Origin of the sequence: Streptomyces sp. NBC_00663 (assembly GCF_036226885.1) — a bacterium.
GTDB lineage: Bacteria > Actinomycetota > Actinomycetes > Streptomycetales > Streptomycetaceae > Streptomyces.
In genome coordinates this window covers 3,114,855-3,131,314 of the sequence record NZ_CP109027.1, presented here as the reverse complement: position 1 = coordinate 3,131,314, position 16,460 = coordinate 3,114,855, and the positions used below count along the sequence as shown (strand labels likewise).

The following is a 16,460-nucleotide window of genomic DNA, read 5'->3' as shown; positions in this document are numbered from 1 at the left end:
GACCGGACGAGAACGAGGAGCACATGACCGCCGAGAGCACGCCGGAGCCCGGCATACCGGGCGACTCCGGCACCACGGGCCCGCGCCACCGCGCCAAGGGCCGCCGCCGCAAGACCCACGGCAACCACCGAGGCCTGAAGATCGCGGCCTGGACCGCCGCGGGCATCGTCGTGGTGGGCGGCACCGGCGCCGGCTATCTGTACTTCAAGCTCAACGGCAACATCAAGAGCATCGACATCGACCAGGCCCTCGGCACCGACCGGCCCACCAAGGTCGACAACGGCTCCGAGAACATCCTCGTCCTCGGCTCGGACACCCGCTCCGGCACCAACAAGAAGCTCGGCGGCGGCGCCGACGACGGCAGCGCCCGCTCGGACACCGCGATGATCGTGCACGTCTACGAGGGCCACAAGAAGGCCAGCGTGGTCTCCATACCCCGCGACACCCTCGTCGACCGGCCCGAGTGCACCGACACCGACGGCACCGAGCACGACGCCGCGTCGATGGTGATGTTCAACTCCGCGTACTCCACGGGCGGCGCCGCCTGTGCCGTGAAGACCGTCGAGTCGCTCACCGGCATCCGCATGGACCACTATCTGGAGGTCGACTTCTCCGGCTTCCAGAAGCTCATCGACGAGCTCGGCGGCGTCGACGTGACGACCACCAAGAACATCACCGACTCCGACAGCCACCTGAACCTGAAGGCCGGCACGCACACCCTCACCGGCAAGCAGGCCCTCGGCCTGGTCCGCACCCGGCACGGCGTCGGCGACGGCTCCGACCTCGGCCGCATCCAGCTCCAGCAGGCGTTCATCAAGGCGCTGATCAACCAGATCAGGCACGTCGACGTGTTCGGCAACCCGAAGAAGCTGTACGACCTCGCCAACACCGCCACCAAGGCCGTGACGACCGACTCCGACCTGGGCTCCGTCAAGAAACTCATGTCCTTCGCGGGCGGCCTCAAGGGCATCAGCTCCAAGAACATGACCATGGTCACCATGCCGGTCCAGTACGACTCGGCGGACGCCAACCGCGTCCTCGTCGACGAGGCCAAGGCCAAGGTGGTCTGGAAGGCCCTGGAGAACGACCGGGCGATCCCGAAGAGCGCGACCAAGGGCACGGCCACGGGCCAGGCCGAGGGCGTGGTCACCGCCTCCTAGGCGGGTCGGGAATAGTTCACGGCCACCCCCCGTTTTGGGGGATGCGGCCAGTCCTGGCAGACTGGTACGTCGGCCCCGGTTCACGCCCCCGCAACCCGCGGACGGCGACCCGGTGCCCTCCCGAAACTAGGAGACACCTTGAAGCGCGAGATCCACCCCGAGTACGTCGAGACGCAGGTCAGCTGCACCTGTGGCGCCTCGTTCACCACCCGGAGCACCATCACCAGCGGCACCATCCGTGCCGAGGTCTGCTCCGAGTGCCACCCGTTCTACACGGGCAAGCAGAAGATCCTCGACACCGGTGGCCGTGTGGCCCGCTTCGAGGCCCGCTTCGGCAAGGCTGCTGCCAAGAAGTAGCGAGCCACCAGCGCCGGTCCACGGTCGCGCTCCTCGGAGCGCGCCGGGACCGGCGTTTTTGGTCGCCCGCCTTCCCCTTTCGTTCGCAGTACAGGAGCCCTGAGATGTTCGAGGCCGTCGAGGAACTCGTCGGTGAGCACGCCGACCTGGAGACGAAGCTCGCCGACCCGTCGGTCCACTCCGACCAGGCCAACGCGCGCAAGCTGAACAAGCGCTACGCCGAGCTCACCCCGATCGTCGCCACGTACCGCTCCTGGAAGCAGACCGGCGACGACATCGAGACCGCGCGTGAACTGGGCGCCGACGACCCGGAGTTCGCCGCCGAGGTCAAGGAGCTGGAGAAGGCCCGCGACGAGCTGACGGAGAAGCTGCGGCTTCTTCTCGTGCCGCGTGACCCCAACGACGACAAGGACGTCATCCTGGAGGTCAAGGCGGGCGCGGGCGGCGACGAGTCCGCCCTGTTCGCCGGCGACCTGCTGCGCATGTACCTGCGCTACGCCGAGCGCGTCGGCTGGAAGACCGAGATCATCGACGCCACCGAGTCCGAGCTGGGCGGCTACAAGGACGTCCAGGTCGCCGTGAAGACCAAGGGCGGCCAGGGTGCCACCGAGCCCGGTCAGGGTGTCTGGGCGCGGCTGAAGTACGAGGGCGGCGTGCACCGCGTGCAGCGCGTCCCGGCGACCGAGTCCCAGGGCCGTATCCACACCTCCGCCGCCGGTGTGCTGGTCACGCCCGAGGCCGAGGAGGTGGACGTCGAGATCAACCCGAACGACCTCCGCATCGACGTCTACCGGTCCTCAGGACCCGGCGGACAGTCCGTCAACACCACCGACTCCGCCGTGCGCATCACGCACATTCCCACCGGAGTCGTCGCTTCCTGCCAGAACGAGAAGAGCCAGCTCCAGAACAAGGAGCAGGCCTTGCGTATCCTGCGCTCCAGGCTGCTCGCAGCGGCGCAGGAGGAGGCGGAGCGGGAAGCCGCCGACGCCCGCCGCAGCCAGGTCCGTACCGTCGACCGCTCCGAGAAGATCCGTACGTACAACTTCCCGGAGAACCGCATCTCGGACCACCGCGTCGGCTTCAAGGCGTACAACTTGGACCAGGTCCTGGACGGCGACCTCGACGCGGTGATCCAGGCCTGCGTCGACGCGGACTCGGCGGCGAAGCTGGCGGCCGCGTAAGAGGGACCTACGCACGACCGAGTACGACACGGAGGACTTGCGTGAACCTGCTGCTCGCAGAGGTGGCCCAGGCCACCCAGCGGCTGGCCGACGCCGGCGTGCCCTCGCCGCGCAACGACGCGGAGGAGCTCGCCGCGTTCGTGCACGGCGTGAAGCGGGGCGAGCTGCACTCCGTGAAGGACGCGGACTTCGACGCCCGCTACTGGGAGGTCATCGCCCGCCGTGAGCAGCGCGAGCCGCTCCAGCACATCACGGGGCGGGCGTTCTTCCGGTACCTGGAGCTCCAGGTGGGCCCCGGTGTCTTCGTGCCCCGGCCCGAGACCGAGTCCGTCGTCGGGTGGGCGATAGACGCCGTCCGCGCGATGGACGTCGTCGAGCCGTGCATCGTCGATCTGTGCACCGGCTCCGGCGCCATCGCGCTCGCCCTCGCGCAGGAGGTCCCGCGCTCCCGGGTGCACGCCGTGGAGCTGTCCGAGGACGCCCTCCGGTGGACCCGCAAGAACGTGGAGGGCTCCAGGGTCGACCTGCGCCAGGGCAACGCCCTGGACGCCTTCCCCGACCTCGACGGCCAGGTCGACCTGGTCATCTCCAACCCGCCCTACATCCCGCTGACCGAGTGGGAGTACGTCGCTCCCGAGGCGCGGGACTACGATCCCGAACTCGCCCTGTTCTCGGGCGAGGACGGCCTCGACCTCATCCGCGGCCTGGAACGCACAGCGCACCGGCTCCTGCGCCCCGGGGGCGTCGTCGTCATCGAGCACGCCGACACCCAGGGCGGCCAGGTGCCGTGGATCTTCACCGAGGAACGGGGCTGGGCCGACGCGGCCGACCATCCCGACCTCAACAACCGCCCGAGGTTCGCCACGGCACGCAAGGCGCTGCCGTGAGCGCCGTAGAGACTTTCGACCAGAAGTACGTGTACGAGGAGGCCCGCTAGATATGGCACGGCGATACGACACCAACGACGCGACCGACCGCTCGACGGGTCTGCGCGAGGCCGCGTCCGCCGTCCGTCGTGGCGAGCTGGTGGTCCTCCCGACCGACACGGTGTACGGCATCGGCGCCGACGCGTTCTCCTCGGAGGCCGTCGCCGATCTGCTGGAGGCCAAGGGCCGGGGCCGCAACATGCCCACGCCCGTCCTGATCGGCTCCCCGAACACGCTCCACGGCCTTGTCACGGACTTCTCCGAGATGGCGTGGGAACTGGTCGACGCGTTCTGGCCGGGCGCGCTCACGCTCGTCGCCAAGCACCAGCCGTCCCTCCAGTGGGACCTGGGCGACACGAGGGGCACGGTGGCGGTACGCATGCCCCTGCACCCCGTCGCGATCGAGCTGCTGACCGAGGTCGGCCCCATGGCGGTCTCCTCGGCGAACCTGACGGGCCACCCGGCGCCGGAGGACTGTGACGCGGCCCAGGAGATGCTCGGCGACTCGGTGTCCGTGTACCTGGACGGCGGCCCGACCCCCGGCAACGTCCCGTCGTCGATCGTCGACGTGACGCGCGAGGTGCCGTTGCTGCTGCGCGCGGGTGCCATCTCGGCCGAGGAGCTGAGGAAGGTCGTACCCGACCTCGAGGTGGCGAATTGACGGCCCCTGACGCGGGGCGTGGCATATGGGACATGGAAGAGACGCGGACCTTCACCGGCCTCCCGCGTGACACCTTCCGCATCCTCCACGTCAGCACCGGCAACGTGTGCCGCTCGCCGATCACCGAGCGGCTGACTCGCCATGCCCTGGCGAACCGGCTCGGCGACCCCCTGTGGGGCGGCCTGGTCGTGGAGAGCGCGGGCACCTGGGGCCACGAAGGGGCCCCCATGGAGGCCAACGCCGAGGCGGTCCTGGCCGACTTCGGCGCGGACGCCACCGGCTTCACCGGCCGGGAGCTCCTCGACGAGCACGTCATCATGGCCGACCTGGTCCTGACCGCCACCCGCGACCACCGCGCCCAGGTCATCTCCATGGGCCACTCGGCCGGCCTGCGCACCTTCACCCTGAAGGAGTTCACCCGCCTGGTCCGCGCCATAGACCCGACCACACTGCCTCCCCTGGAGGACGGTGTGGTCGACCGTGCCCGCGCCCTGGTCCGTGCGGCAGCGGCTCTACGCGGGTGGCTCCTGGCCCCGACGGCGGAGGCGGACGAGGTGTACGACCCCTATGGCGCACCGCTGACGTTCTTCCGGTCGATCGGGGACGAGATACATCAGGCGGTGGATCCGGTGGTGACGGCGCTGACGGGGGTTGCCGCGCGGGCGTGACGGCAGAGCACCTCGGGGGTGGCGGGCCTACATTGGTCGTACGTCATCGTCGACGCCCCGGAGGCCACCATGTCGGTCACCCATGCGCCCGAGACCGCCGATGTGCTGCGGCGGCAGGATCCCGAGCTGGCTGAGATCCTGCTCGGGGAGCTGGAGCGGCAGTCGACGTCGTTGCAGTTGATCGCCGCCGAGAACTTTTCGTCGCCCGCTGTGCTGGCCGCCCTGGGGTCGCCGCTCGCCAACAAGTACGCCGAGGGATATCCCGGTGCCCGGCATCACGGCGGCTGCGAGATCGTGGACGTCGCCGAGCGGATCGCCGTGGACCGGGCGAAGGCGCTGTTCGGGGCCGAGCACGCCAATGTGCAGGCCCATTCGGGCTCGTCCGCCGTGCTCGCCGCGTACGCCGCGTTGTTGCGGCCCGGGGACACCGTGCTGGCCCTCGGGCTGCCGTACGGGGGGCATCTCACGCACGGGTCGCCCGCGAACTTCTCCGGCCGCTGGTTCGACTTCGTCGGGTACGGCGTGGACGCCGAGACCGGGCTCATCGACCACGAGCAGGTGCGGACGCTGGCCCGAAGCCATCGGCCCAAGGCGATCGTGTGCGGGTCCATCGCCTACCCCCGGCACATCGACTACGCGTTCTTCCGCGAGGTCGCCGACGAGGTGGGCGCCTATCTGATCGCGGACGCCGCCCATCCCATCGGGCTCGTCGCCGGGGGAGCGGCGCCCAGCCCGGTGCCGTACGCCGATGTCGTCTGCGCCACCACGCACAAGGTGCTGCGCGGGCCCCGCGGCGGGATGATCCTGTGCGGAAGCGAGCTCGCCGAGCGGGTCGACCGGGCTGTCTTTCCGTTCACCCAAGGTGGTGCGCAGATGCACACCATCGCCGCCAAGGCCGTCGCCTTCGGAGAGGCGGCAACCCCGGCGTTCACGGTGTACGCCCATCAGGTGGTCGCCAATGCGAGGGTTCTCGCGGCGGGGCTGGCCGCCGAGGGGCTCGTCGTCACCACCGGCGGGACGGACACGCATCTGCTCACCGTCGATCCCGCGCCGCTCGGCGTCGACGGGCGCACCGCGAGGGGGCTGCTCGCCGCGGCCGGCATGGTCCTCGACTGCTGTGCGCTGCCGCACGGGGACGTCCGTGGACTGCGGCTGGGGACCGCCGCCCTGACCACGCAGGGCATGGGGGAGGAGGAGATGGCCGGGGTCGCCGCCCTGCTCGCGGGGGTGCTGCGCGGGGAGACCGAGGGGCAGAAGGCCCGTGAAGAAGTGCGGGAGCTGGCGGGCAGATTTCCGCCGTATCCCGGTCAGTAGGGGGTACGCGCACCCCGTGGAACCCGGTCGGACACCTGGTTTCAACCCTGGTGCACAGCCACACGTGCAACCATCGTCGCTACCCGGAAGTCCCCAACCATATGCGACCGTCGCTAGGGTGTGGGGCTGAGATGGCCAGCGAGACCTGTGGGGAAGCCTGTGCGTGAATACCTGCTGACGCTCTGCATCACGGCCGCGGTGACGTATCTGCTGACAGGGCCGGTACGGAAGTTCGCGATCGTGGCCGGAGCGATGCCGGAGATCAGGGCCCGTGACGTGCACCGGGAACCGACTCCGCGGCTCGGCGGTATCGCCATGTTCTTCGGCCTGTGCGCCGGACTGCTGGTCGCCGATCACCTGACCAACCTCAACGGGGTCTTCTCCCAGTCCAACGAGCCGCGCGCGCTGCTCTCCGGCGCCGCCCTGATCTGGCTGATCGGCGTCCTGGACGACAAGTTCGAGATCGACGCCCTGATCAAGCTCGGCGGGCAGATGATCGCCGCCGGCGTGATGGTCATGCAGGGTCTGACGATCCTGTGGCTGCCGATCCCGGGCTTCGGCTCGGTCGCGCTGACCCAGTGGCAGGGCACCCTGCTGACGGTGGCGCTGGTGGTCATCACCATCAACGCGGTCAACTTCGTGGACGGCCTCGACGGTCTCGCGGCCGGCATGGTGTGCATCGCTTCGGCCGCGTTCTTCCTGTACGCCTACCGGGTGTGGGTCTCGTACGGCATTGAAGCCGCCGCTCCGGCCACGCTGTTCTCGGCGATCCTCATGGGCATGTGCCTGGGCTTCCTGCCGCACAACATGCATCCCGCGCGGATCTTCATGGGCGACTCGGGCTCGATGCTGATCGGGCTGGTGCTGGCCGCCGGCGCGATCTCCATCACCGGGCAGGTCGACCCGGACGCGCTCAAGCTGTTCGCCGGGTCCGAGAAGGCGGCCGTGCACCAGACGGTGCCGGTCTACATCCCGCTGCTGCTGCCGCTGACCATCATCGCCATCCCGGCCGCCGACCTGGTGCTGGCGATCGTGCGGCGCACCTGGCGCGGTCAGTCGCCGTTCGCGGCCGACCGGGGGCATCTGCACCACCGGCTGCTGGAGATCGGGCACTCGCACAGCAGGGCCGTCCTGATCATGTACTTCTGGTCGGCGCTGATCGCGTTCGGCGCCCTCGCCTACTCCGTGAACTCCGCGTCCATGTGGATCGTGCTCGGTGTGGTGATCCTCTCGGCGATCGGGCTGCTGTTGCTGCTGCTGCCGCGCTTCACGCCGCGTGCCCCGATGTGGGCGCAGGCCGTCGTGCCGCCGCGATATCGCCGTCGCCGCAAGGCCGTTGCGGAATCCGCGCCGGTCGCGGAGCCGGTCTCTGCCGAGGCGGAGGAGGAAGAGCGCACTCCGGTCGCGATCGGGGTGTCCGGCGTCAACGGGGCGACCGCCATCGGCGCCCGTTCGCGCTTCCTGGACCGGCGGAAAGCCGAATCGTCGCGCTGACGCGGCAAGGTAAGAATCTGACTAGAGCATTGCCAAGTCGTGGGAGTGAGTTGGGGGTGCAAAGCACCCCAATACCAGACATGTTGGCCGTGTTCTTGCACAGACGCGCACTGTCACTCTCATGTGTGACAGCGAGCACACCAACCAGGTAAAGACCTCATCAAATAGTTTGTGATACGGTTCACGAGAACCCGGGGTAGAGCCGAAGGACCGTAGTGCGACGGTCCATTGGTGTGAGGTCCCCTCTCGACCCGGGACTACGCTCGTCCATGACGACACCCCTTCCCCCTTTGAAAGCGGAGTTGCCGCCATGCCGTCCAACGACGTCCGGATCCTGGCCCAGGCTGCTGTGCCCACAGCTGCCGTCGGCGCGATTGCCGCCGTCGTCAGTGGTGTGGTCGCCGGCGGCAAAGGGGCGATCGGGGCCGGCGTCGCGACGCTGATCGTGATCCTCTTCATGGGAATCGGTCTCTACGTCTTGCAGCGCACTGCCAAATCGCTTCCGCACCTGTTCCAGGCGATGGGCCTGATGCTCTACGCGGCTCAGATCCTGCTGCTGTTCGTCTTCGTCGCGGTTTTCAAGAACACGACGTTGTTCAACCCCAAGGCTTTCGCACTGACTCTTGTCGCCGGCACCCTCGCGTGGATCGCCGCACAGACACGTGCACACATGAAGTCCAAGATCCTCTACGTAGAACCCGATTCGGGCGACAAGCCCGAAAAAACGGGGCACTCGTCGTGAGGGGTAGGGGCGGGATAAAGGCGCACGAGAAGTCCTGCTATCGTCCGGTGCCAACTGCGGCATCGCGGGCGCGGGCATCTGAGCTGACGCCTGCTCAATCTCACTCGCGAGGCGAGATGCCCCCCAGCCGCCCCCACATCCGTAACACCAGTCCCGTGCCGAACCGCGGCCCTGCGCCGCGCCGACACAACGAGGTTGCCGTACCTATGCGCCACGATGAAGGAGCCCGCGGTGAGTGCTGACCCGACGCAGACGCTCGCTTTCGACACGAGCTGTCACCTGTTCGACGGGTGTGGTTTCGACACGGTCGCTCCGGGCCTCCACTCGTTCCTGTTCGAGCCGCTCCTCGGCGACGCGGACGGCAACGGCTTCTACTTCAACAAGCCGATGCTGCTGGCGCTTCTCGGCTCCATCATCATCGTGGGCTTCTTCTGGGCCGCGTTCGCCCGGCCGAAGGTCGTCCCCGGCAAGCTGCAAATGGTCGCCGAGGCCGGTTACGACTTCATCCGCCGCGGCATCGTCTACGAGACGATCGGCAAGAAGGAAGGCGAGAAGTACGTACCGCTCGCCGTCTCCCTCTTCTTCTTCATCTGGGTGATGAACCTCTGGTCGATCATCCCGGTCGCCTCCTTCCCGGTGACGTCGATCATCGCCTACCCGATGGTCCTCGCCGCGATCGTCTACATCCTGTGGGTCTCGCTCACGTTCAAGCGGCACGGCTTCGTCGGCGCCTTCAAGAACTTCACCGGCTACGACAAGTCGCTGGGCGCGGTCCTCCCGCTGTCGATGACGATCGAGCTCGCCTCGAACCTGATCGTCCGCCCGTTCACGCACGCGGTGCGACTGTTCGCGAACATGTTCGCCGGCCACACCCTGCTGCTGCTCTTCACGATCGCCAGCTGGTACATGCTGAACGGCATCGGCATCGCCTACTCCGGCGTCTCGTTCGTGATGGTCATCATCATGACCGCCTTCGAGCTCTTCATCCAGGCGGTTCAGGCGTACGTCTTCGTCCTCCTGACCTGCACCTTCATCCAGGGCGCGCTCGCCGAGCACCACTGAGCACCGCCCCCTGCGACACCCCCTAGAGACATCCGGTGGCCAACCCCCACCGGTCACTGAAAGAGAAGGAAGAACCGGCATGTCCGCTCTCCAGACCCTCGCTGCGGTCGAAGGCAACCTCGGCTCCATCGGTTACGGCCTCGCCGCGATCGGCCCGGGCGTCGGCGTCGGCATCATCTTCGGTAACGGCACGCAGGCCCTCGCCCGCCAGCCCGAGGCGGCCGGCCTCATCCGCGCCAACCAGATCCTCGGCTTCGCCTTCTGTGAGGCGCTCGCCCTCATCGGTCTGGTCATGCCGTTCGTCTACTAAGACGAACCAAGCGACCAACCGTAATTAGACGAAAGGCACTGATGTGAACCACGCACTGGTTCAGCTGGCGGCCGAGGCGGAGAAGGAGAATCCCCTCATTCCGCCGTGGCCGGAGCTCGTCATCGGCCTGATCGCCTTCGTCATCGTCTTCGGCTTCCTCGCCAAGAAGCTCCTCCCGACCATCAACAAGGTTCTGGAAGAGCGGCGCGAGGCCATCGAGGGCGGTATCGAGAAGGCCGAGGCCGCACAGACCGAGGCCCAGAGCGTCCTTGAGCAGTACAAGGCACAGCTCGCCGAGGCCCGCCACGAGGCCGCGCGCCTGCGCCAGGAGGCACAGGAGCAGGGCGCCACGCTCATCGCCGAGATGCGCGCGGAAGGCCAGCGGCAGCGTGAGGAGATCGTCGCCGCCGGTCACGCCCAGATCGAGGCCGACCGCAAGGCCGCCTCGTCCGCGCTGCGCCAGGACGTCGGCAAGCTCGCCACCGACCTGGCCGGCAAGCTCGTCGGTGAGTCCCTCGAGGACCACGCCCGGCAGTCCCGCGTGATCGACCGCTTCCTCGACGAGCTCGAGGAGAAGGCCGAGGCCGCGCGATGAACGGAGCGAGCCGCGAGGCCCTGGCAGCCGCACGTGAGCGTCTGGACGCGCTGACGGACAACACGTCCGTGAGCGCCCGCACGCTCGCCGAGGAACTGGCCGCCGTCACCGCGCTGCTCGACCGCGAGGTGTCGCTGCGTCGGGTCCTGACCGACCCGGCGCAGGCCGGCGAGGCCAAGGCCGAACTGGCCCGGCGTCTCCTGGGCGGCCAGGTCGGCGGCGAGACCGCGGACCTGGTGTCCGGCATGGTGCGCTCCCGCTGGTCGCAGTCGCGTGACCTGGTGGACGCCCTTGAGGAGCTGGCGGTTCTCGCCGACCTCACCGCCGCGCAGCAGTCCGGCGCGCTCGACGACGTGGAGGACGAGCTGTTCCGGTTCGGCCGGATCGTCGCCTCGAACACCGAGCTGCGGGCCGCGCTGACCGACCGCGCCGCGACCGGTTCGGCCAAGGGCGAGCTGCTGCGCAGCCTGCTCGGCGGTCGCGCCGACGCTGCCACCGAGCGTCTGGTGACGCGTCTTGTGACCGCGCCGCGGGGACGTAGCCTGGAAGCGGGACTGGAGTCCCTGTCCAAGCTCGCCGCGGACCGACGCAACCGTCTGGTCGCCGTCGTCACCTCGGCGGTACCGCTGAGCGACGCGCAGAAGCAGCGCCTGGGCGCCGCACTCGGGAAGCTCTACGGCCACCCGGTCCACCTGAACATCGACGTGGACCCCGAGGTTCTCGGCGGTATCCGGGTGCAGGTCGGCGACGAGGTCATCAACGGCTCCATCGCGGACCGCATCGAGGACGCCGGCCGCCGCCTGGCGGGCTGAGCAGCAACTTCATAGCAGTACGTACTTACGACGGCCCTGGTTGGGCCGTACATGAAGAATCCTGGGGGTCGCCCCCAGACCCCCAAAGTGAAACTTCGGGCCCAACAAGGAGAGCAGGGAACCCAGATGGCGGAGCTCACGATCCGGCCGGAGGAGATCCGGGACGCGCTGGAGAACTTCGTCCAGTCGTACAAGCCGGACGCGGCCTCGCGCGAGGAGGTCGGTACGGTCACCCTTGCCGGCGACGGCATCGCGAAGGTCGAGGGTCTGCCCTCGGCCATGGCCAACGAACTGCTGAAGTTCGAGGACGGCACCCTCGGTCTTGCGCTCAACCTCGAAGAGCGCGAGATCGGTACCGTCATCCTCGGCGAGTTCAGCGGCGTCGAGGAGGGTCAGCCGGTCACGCGTACCGGTGAGGTCCTCTCCGTGGCCGTCGGCGAGGGCTACCTCGGCCGCGTCGTCGACCCGCTCGGCAACCCGATCGACGGCCTCGGCGAGATCGAGACCAGCGGTCGTCGCGCCCTTGAGCTTCAGGCTCCGGGCGTCATGGCCCGTAAGTCGGTGCACGAGCCGATGGAGACCGGCTACAAGGCCGTCGACGCGATGACCCCGATCGGCCGTGGCCAGCGTCAGCTGATCATCGGTGACCGCCAGACCGGCAAGACCGCCCTGGCCGTCGACACGATCATCAACCAGCGCGACAACTGGCGCTCCGGCGACCCGTCGAAGCAGGTCCGCTGCGTCTACGTCGCCATCGGTCAGAAGGGTTCGACCATCGCCTCCGTGCGTGGCGCCCTCGAAGAGGCCGGCGCGCTGGAGTACACGACCATCGTCGCCGCCCCGGCGTCCGACCCGGCCGGCTTCAAGTACCTGGCGCCGTACACCGGTTCGGCCATCGGTCAGCAGTGGATGTACGAGGGCAAGCACGTCCTCATCATCTTCGACGACCTCTCGAAGCAGGCCGACGCCTACCGCGCCGTGTCCCTGCTGCTGCGCCGCCCGCCGGGGCGTGAGGCCTACCCGGGTGACGTCTTCTACCTGCACTCCCGTCTCCTTGAGCGCTGCGCGAAGCTCTCCGACGACCTGGGCGCCGGTTCGATGACGGGTCTGCCGATCGTCGAGACGAAGGCCAACGACGTCTCCGCGTTCATCCCGACCAACGTCATCTCCATCACCGACGGCCAGTGCTTCCTGGAGTCGGACCTGTTCAACGCCGGTCAGCGCCCCGCGCTGAACGTCGGTATCTCCGTCTCCCGAGTCGGTGGTTCCGCGCAGCACAAGGCGATGAAGCAGGTCTCCGGCCGACTGCGCCTCGACCTGGCCCAGTACCGCGAGCTGGAGGCGTTCGCCGCCTTCGGTTCCGACCTGGACGCCGCGTCGAAGTCCCAGCTGGAGCGTGGTCAGCGTCTGGTCGAGCTGCTCAAGCAGCCGCAGTACCAGCCGATGCCGACCGAGGACCAGGTCGTCTCCGTGTGGGCCGGTACCACCGGCAAGATGGACGACGTCCCGGTCGCCGACATCCGCCGCTTCGAGAAGGAGCTGCTTGAGTACCTGCACCGCAAGGAGCAGGGCCTCATGACCTCCATCAAGGAGGGCGGCAAGATGTCGGACGACACCCTCACCGCTGTTGCCGACGCGATCGCCGAGTTCAAGAAGCAGTTCGAGACCTCGGACGGAAAGCTTCTCGGCGAGGACGCTCCGGCCGCCGCCAAGTGACGTAAGGAAGGGACCTGACTCATGGGAGCCCAGCTCCGGGTCTACAAGCGTCGCATCCGATCCGTCACCGCGACCAAGAAGATCACCAAGGCGATGGAGATGATCGCCGCCTCGCGCGTCGTCAAGGCGCAGCGCAAGGTGGCGGCCTCCACGCCGTACGCGACCGAGCTCACCCGCGCGGTCACGGCGGTCGGTACCGGTTCGAACACGAAGCACCCGCTGACCACGCAGGCCGAGACGGTCGTGCGGTCCGCGGTGCTGCTGCTGACGAGCGACCGTGGTCTCGCCGGCGCCTTCAACTCCAACGCCATCAAGGTGGCGGAGCAGCTGACCGCGCGTCTTGAGGCCGAGGGCAAGGAGGTCGACACGTACATCGTCGGCCGCCGCGGTCTGGCCCACTACAACTTCCGCGAGCGCAAGGTCGTGGAGTCGTGGTCGGGTTTCACCGACGAGCCCACGTACGCGGACGCCAAGAAGGTCGCGGGTCCGCTGATCGAGGCCATCGAGAAGGACACGGCCGAGGGTGGCGTGGATGAACTCCACATCGTCTTCACCGAGTTCGTCTCGATGATGACGCAGACGGCGCTCGACGACCGTCTGCTGCCGCTCAGCCTCGAAGAGGTTGCGGCGGAGGCGCCCAAGGGCGAGATCCTTCCGCTGTACGACTTCGAGCCGTCGGCGGAGGACGTCCTCGACGCCCTTCTGCCGCGGTACGTCGAAAGCCGTATCTACAACGCGCTGCTCCAGTCGGCTGCCTCCAAGCACGCCGCCACCCGCCGCGCGATGAAGTCGGCCACCGACAACGCCGGAGAGCTCATCACGACGCTCTCCCGGCTTGCCAACGCGGCCCGCCAGGCCGAAATCACCCAGGAAATCAGCGAGATCGTCGGAGGCTCCGCAGCCCTGGCCGACGCGACCGCGGGGAGTGACCGCTAATGACCACCACTGTTGAGACCGCGACGGCCACGGGCCGCGTCGCCCGGGTCATCGGCCCGGTCGTCGACGTGGAGTTCCCCGTCGACGCGATGCCGGAGATCTACAACGCGCTGCACGTCGAGGTGGCCGACCCGGCCCTCGACGGCGCGAAGAAGACGCTGACCCTGGAGGTCGCCCAGCACCTGGGTGACGGCCTGGTCCGCACCATCTCGATGCAGCCCACCGACGGTCTGGTCCGCCAGGCCCCGGTGACCGACACGGGTGCCTCCATCACCGTGCCGGTCGGCGACTTCACCAAGGGCAAGGTGTTCAACACCCTCGGTGAGGTGCTCAACGTCGACGAGCAGTACGAGGGCGAGCGCTGGGGCATCCACCGCAAGGCCCCGAACTTCGACGAGCTCGAGTCGAAGACCGAGATGTTCGAGACCGGCGTCAAGGTCATCGACCTTCTCACCCCGTACGTCAAGGGTGGAAAGATCGGTCTGTTCGGTGGTGCCGGCGTCGGCAAGACGGTGCTCATCCAGGAGATGATCTACCGCGTCGCCAACAACCACGACGGTGTCTCCGTGTTCGCCGGTGTCGGTGAGCGCACCCGTGAGGGCAACGACCTCATCGAGGAGATGGCCGACTCGGGCGTCATCGACAAGACCGCCCTGGTCTTCGGTCAGATGGACGAGCCCCCGGGCACCCGTCTCCGCGTGGCCCTCGCCGGTCTGACCATGGCGGAGTACTTCCGCGATGTGCAGAAGCAGGACGTGCTGTTCTTCATCGACAACATCTTCCGCTTCACGCAGGCCGGTTCCGAGGTCTCGACCCTGCTCGGCCGTATGCCCTCCGCGGTGGGTTACCAGCCGAACCTGGCCGACGAGATGGGTCTCCTCCAGGAGCGCATCACCTCGACCCGTGGTCACTCGATCACCTCGATGCAGGCGATCTACGTCCCCGCGGACGACCTGACCGACCCGGCCCCGGCCACCACCTTCGCCCACCTCGACGCGACGACGGTTCTCTCCCGTCCGATCTCCGAGAAGGGCATCTACCCGGCCGTGGACCCGCTGGACTCGACGTCCCGCATCCTCGACCCCCGCTACATCGCGGCGGACCACTACAACACCGCGATGCGCGTCAAGACGGTCCTCCAGAAGTACAAGGACCTTCAGGACATCATCGCGATCCTCGGTATCGACGAGCTGGGCGAAGAGGACAAGCTCGTCGTCCACCGCGCCCGTCGCGTGGAGCGCTTCCTGTCCCAGAACACCCACGTCGCCAAGCAGTTCACCGGCGTCGACGGGTCGGACGTACCGCTGGACGAGTCGATCACCGCGTTCAACGCGATCATCGACGGCGACTACGACCACTTCCCGGAGCAGGCGTTCTTCCTCTGCGGTGGCATTGAGGACCTCAAGGCCAACGCCAAGGAGCTGGGCGTCTCCTGAACTCACTGAGTTCGAAGTGAGCCCTGCGGCTCACACCTGAGGGGGCGGGGCACGTCCCGCCCCCTCTTTCACGCCTACTAGACTTGTAACCAACACCCGGCCGAACAGCCGGGTGGTGACCCGAGGAGCCACCTTGGCTGCTGAGCTGCACGTCGCGCTGGTCGCGGCCGACCGAGAGGTCTGGTCCGGCGAGGCCACCCTGGTCGTCGCGCGCACCACGTCCGGCGACATCGGCGTCATGCCCGGTCACCAGCCGCTGCTCGGTGTGCTGGAGTCGGGCCCGGTGACCATCCGTACGAGTGATGGTGGAACGGTCGTCGCCGCTGTGCACGGCGGTTTCATCTCGTTCGCGGACAACAAGCTGTCGCTGCTGGCCGAGATCGCCGAGCTGTCGGACGAGATCGATGTCCAGCGCGCCGAGCGGGAGCTGGAGCGCGCGAAGGCGGAGGGTGACGCCGCCGCCGAGCGTCGCGCCGACGTACGCATCCGTGCGGCGGCGACGCGCTAGCCTGCGCGAGACCGTATGACGTCACTCAGCCGCGGCTGGGACCGGAGAAATCCGGCCCCGGTCGCGGCTGAGGCAAATGTGGATGTTTTTTCCATTCCGTTACCGAGTAGACGAGGAGGTCGGTGTCGATGGTCCTCGCTCTGACTGTGTGCGGAATCGTGGTCGCCCTGGTGGTCCTGGGCCTGTTCGTCTTCGGCCTGCGCCGCAGACTGATCCAGCGCTCGGGCGGCACCTTCGACTGTTCCCTGCGCTGGGACGTCCCGGAGAAAACCGACACCAGCGGCAAAGGCTGGAGCTATGGCGTAGCCCGCTACAACGGTGACCGTATCGAGTGGTACCGCGTCTTCTCCTACGCCTACCGCCCGCGCCGCGTCCTGGAGCGCGCCGCGATCGAGGTCGCCGGCCGCCGTCTCCCCGAGGGCGAGGAGGAGCTGGCGCTGCTCTCCGACGCCGTCGTCCTCACCTGTCTCCACCGGGGCACGCGCCTGGAGCTCGCCATGAGCGAAGACGCGCTGACCGGTTTTCTCGCGTGGCTTGAGGCAGCCCCGCCCGGTCAGCGCGTCAATGTCGCGTAGTACGGGT

18 protein-coding genes are annotated in these 16,460 nt (G+C 68.1%); all 18 read left to right on the top strand.

What is annotated here, in order from left to right:
- Window positions 1–23: 23 nt before the first annotated feature.
- The 18 genes from OG866_RS13990 (at window position 24) to OG866_RS13905 (ending at window position 16,453) form a co-directional block, all read left to right on the top strand.
- Window positions 24–1,160: an LCP family protein gene (locus OG866_RS13990; RefSeq protein WP_329334688.1), complete on the top strand. Its 1,137-nt coding sequence runs from the start codon at window positions 24–26 to the stop codon at window positions 1,158–1,160.
- 138 nt (window positions 1,161–1,298) lie between these two features.
- A complete protein-coding gene (gene rpmE / locus OG866_RS13985; protein ID WP_059192332.1) occupies window positions 1,299–1,517 on the top strand; it encodes a 50S ribosomal protein L31 in 219 nt (72 codons plus the stop codon).
- A 104-nt stretch (window positions 1,518–1,621) separates the two neighbouring features.
- On the top strand, window positions 1,622–2,698 hold the full coding sequence (prfA, locus tag OG866_RS13980; protein ID WP_329334684.1) for a peptide chain release factor 1: 1,077 nt from the start codon (window positions 1,622–1,624) through the stop codon (window positions 2,696–2,698).
- A 41-nt stretch (window positions 2,699–2,739) separates the two neighbouring features.
- Window positions 2,740–3,585, top strand: a complete 846-nt coding sequence (gene prmC, locus OG866_RS13975) for a peptide chain release factor N(5)-glutamine methyltransferase (protein WP_329334682.1) — start codon at window positions 2,740–2,742, stop codon at window positions 3,583–3,585.
- A gap of 52 nt (window positions 3,586–3,637) precedes the next feature.
- Window positions 3,638–4,285, top strand: a complete 648-nt coding sequence (locus tag OG866_RS13970; RefSeq protein WP_329334680.1) for an L-threonylcarbamoyladenylate synthase — start codon at window positions 3,638–3,640, stop codon at window positions 4,283–4,285.
- Window positions 4,282–4,953: an arsenate reductase/protein-tyrosine-phosphatase family protein gene (locus OG866_RS13965; protein ID WP_329334678.1), complete on the top strand. Its 672-nt coding sequence runs from the start codon at window positions 4,282–4,284 to the stop codon at window positions 4,951–4,953. The genes OG866_RS13970 and OG866_RS13965 overlap by 4 nt, the downstream gene beginning before the upstream one ends.
- Window positions 4,954–5,022: 69 nt before the next feature.
- Entirely contained in the window at window positions 5,023–6,267 is a 1,245-nt protein-coding gene (glyA, locus tag OG866_RS13960; RefSeq protein WP_329344089.1) for a serine hydroxymethyltransferase, read from the top strand.
- Between the two features lie 159 nt (window positions 6,268–6,426).
- Window positions 6,427–7,761: an MraY family glycosyltransferase gene (locus tag OG866_RS13955; RefSeq protein ID WP_329334676.1), complete on the top strand. Its 1,335-nt coding sequence runs from the start codon at window positions 6,427–6,429 to the stop codon at window positions 7,759–7,761.
- 310 nt (window positions 7,762–8,071) lie between these two features.
- Entirely contained in the window at window positions 8,072–8,503 is a 432-nt protein-coding gene (locus OG866_RS13950; RefSeq protein WP_329334674.1) for a hypothetical protein, read from the top strand.
- A 216-nt stretch (window positions 8,504–8,719) separates the two neighbouring features.
- The gene (gene atpB, locus OG866_RS13945) at window positions 8,720–9,565 is read left to right on the top strand and encodes a F0F1 ATP synthase subunit A (RefSeq protein ID WP_329334672.1); all 846 of its coding nucleotides are present in this window, start codon (window positions 8,720–8,722) and stop codon (window positions 9,563–9,565) included.
- A 79-nt stretch (window positions 9,566–9,644) separates the two neighbouring features.
- On the top strand, window positions 9,645–9,875 hold the full coding sequence (gene atpE, locus OG866_RS13940) for an ATP synthase F0 subunit C (RefSeq protein ID WP_006381669.1): 231 nt from the start codon (window positions 9,645–9,647) through the stop codon (window positions 9,873–9,875).
- Between the two features lie 43 nt (window positions 9,876–9,918).
- The gene (locus OG866_RS13935; RefSeq protein WP_329334670.1) at window positions 9,919–10,470 is read left to right on the top strand and encodes a F0F1 ATP synthase subunit B; all 552 of its coding nucleotides are present in this window, start codon (window positions 9,919–9,921) and stop codon (window positions 10,468–10,470) included.
- Window positions 10,467–11,282: a F0F1 ATP synthase subunit delta gene (locus OG866_RS13930; RefSeq protein ID WP_329334667.1), complete on the top strand. Its 816-nt coding sequence runs from the start codon at window positions 10,467–10,469 to the stop codon at window positions 11,280–11,282. Before OG866_RS13935 ends, OG866_RS13930 begins: the two co-directional genes overlap by 4 nt.
- A gap of 126 nt (window positions 11,283–11,408) precedes the next feature.
- Window positions 11,409–12,998, top strand: coding sequence for a F0F1 ATP synthase subunit alpha (gene atpA / locus OG866_RS13925; RefSeq protein ID WP_329334665.1), 1,590 nt, complete (start codon window positions 11,409–11,411; stop codon window positions 12,996–12,998).
- A 21-nt stretch (window positions 12,999–13,019) separates the two neighbouring features.
- Window positions 13,020–13,934, top strand: a complete 915-nt coding sequence (locus OG866_RS13920; RefSeq protein ID WP_329334663.1) for a F0F1 ATP synthase subunit gamma — start codon at window positions 13,020–13,022, stop codon at window positions 13,932–13,934.
- The gene (gene atpD / locus OG866_RS13915) at window positions 13,934–15,370 is read left to right on the top strand and encodes a F0F1 ATP synthase subunit beta (protein WP_329334661.1); all 1,437 of its coding nucleotides are present in this window, start codon (window positions 13,934–13,936) and stop codon (window positions 15,368–15,370) included. Before OG866_RS13920 ends, atpD begins: the two co-directional genes overlap by 1 nt.
- A gap of 133 nt (window positions 15,371–15,503) precedes the next feature.
- Window positions 15,504–15,878, top strand: a complete 375-nt coding sequence (locus OG866_RS13910) for a F0F1 ATP synthase subunit epsilon (RefSeq protein ID WP_046262507.1) — start codon at window positions 15,504–15,506, stop codon at window positions 15,876–15,878.
- A 128-nt stretch (window positions 15,879–16,006) separates the two neighbouring features.
- A complete protein-coding gene (locus tag OG866_RS13905; protein ID WP_329334657.1) occupies window positions 16,007–16,453 on the top strand; it encodes a DUF2550 domain-containing protein in 447 nt (148 codons plus the stop codon).
- Window positions 16,454–16,460 lie beyond the last annotated feature (7 nt).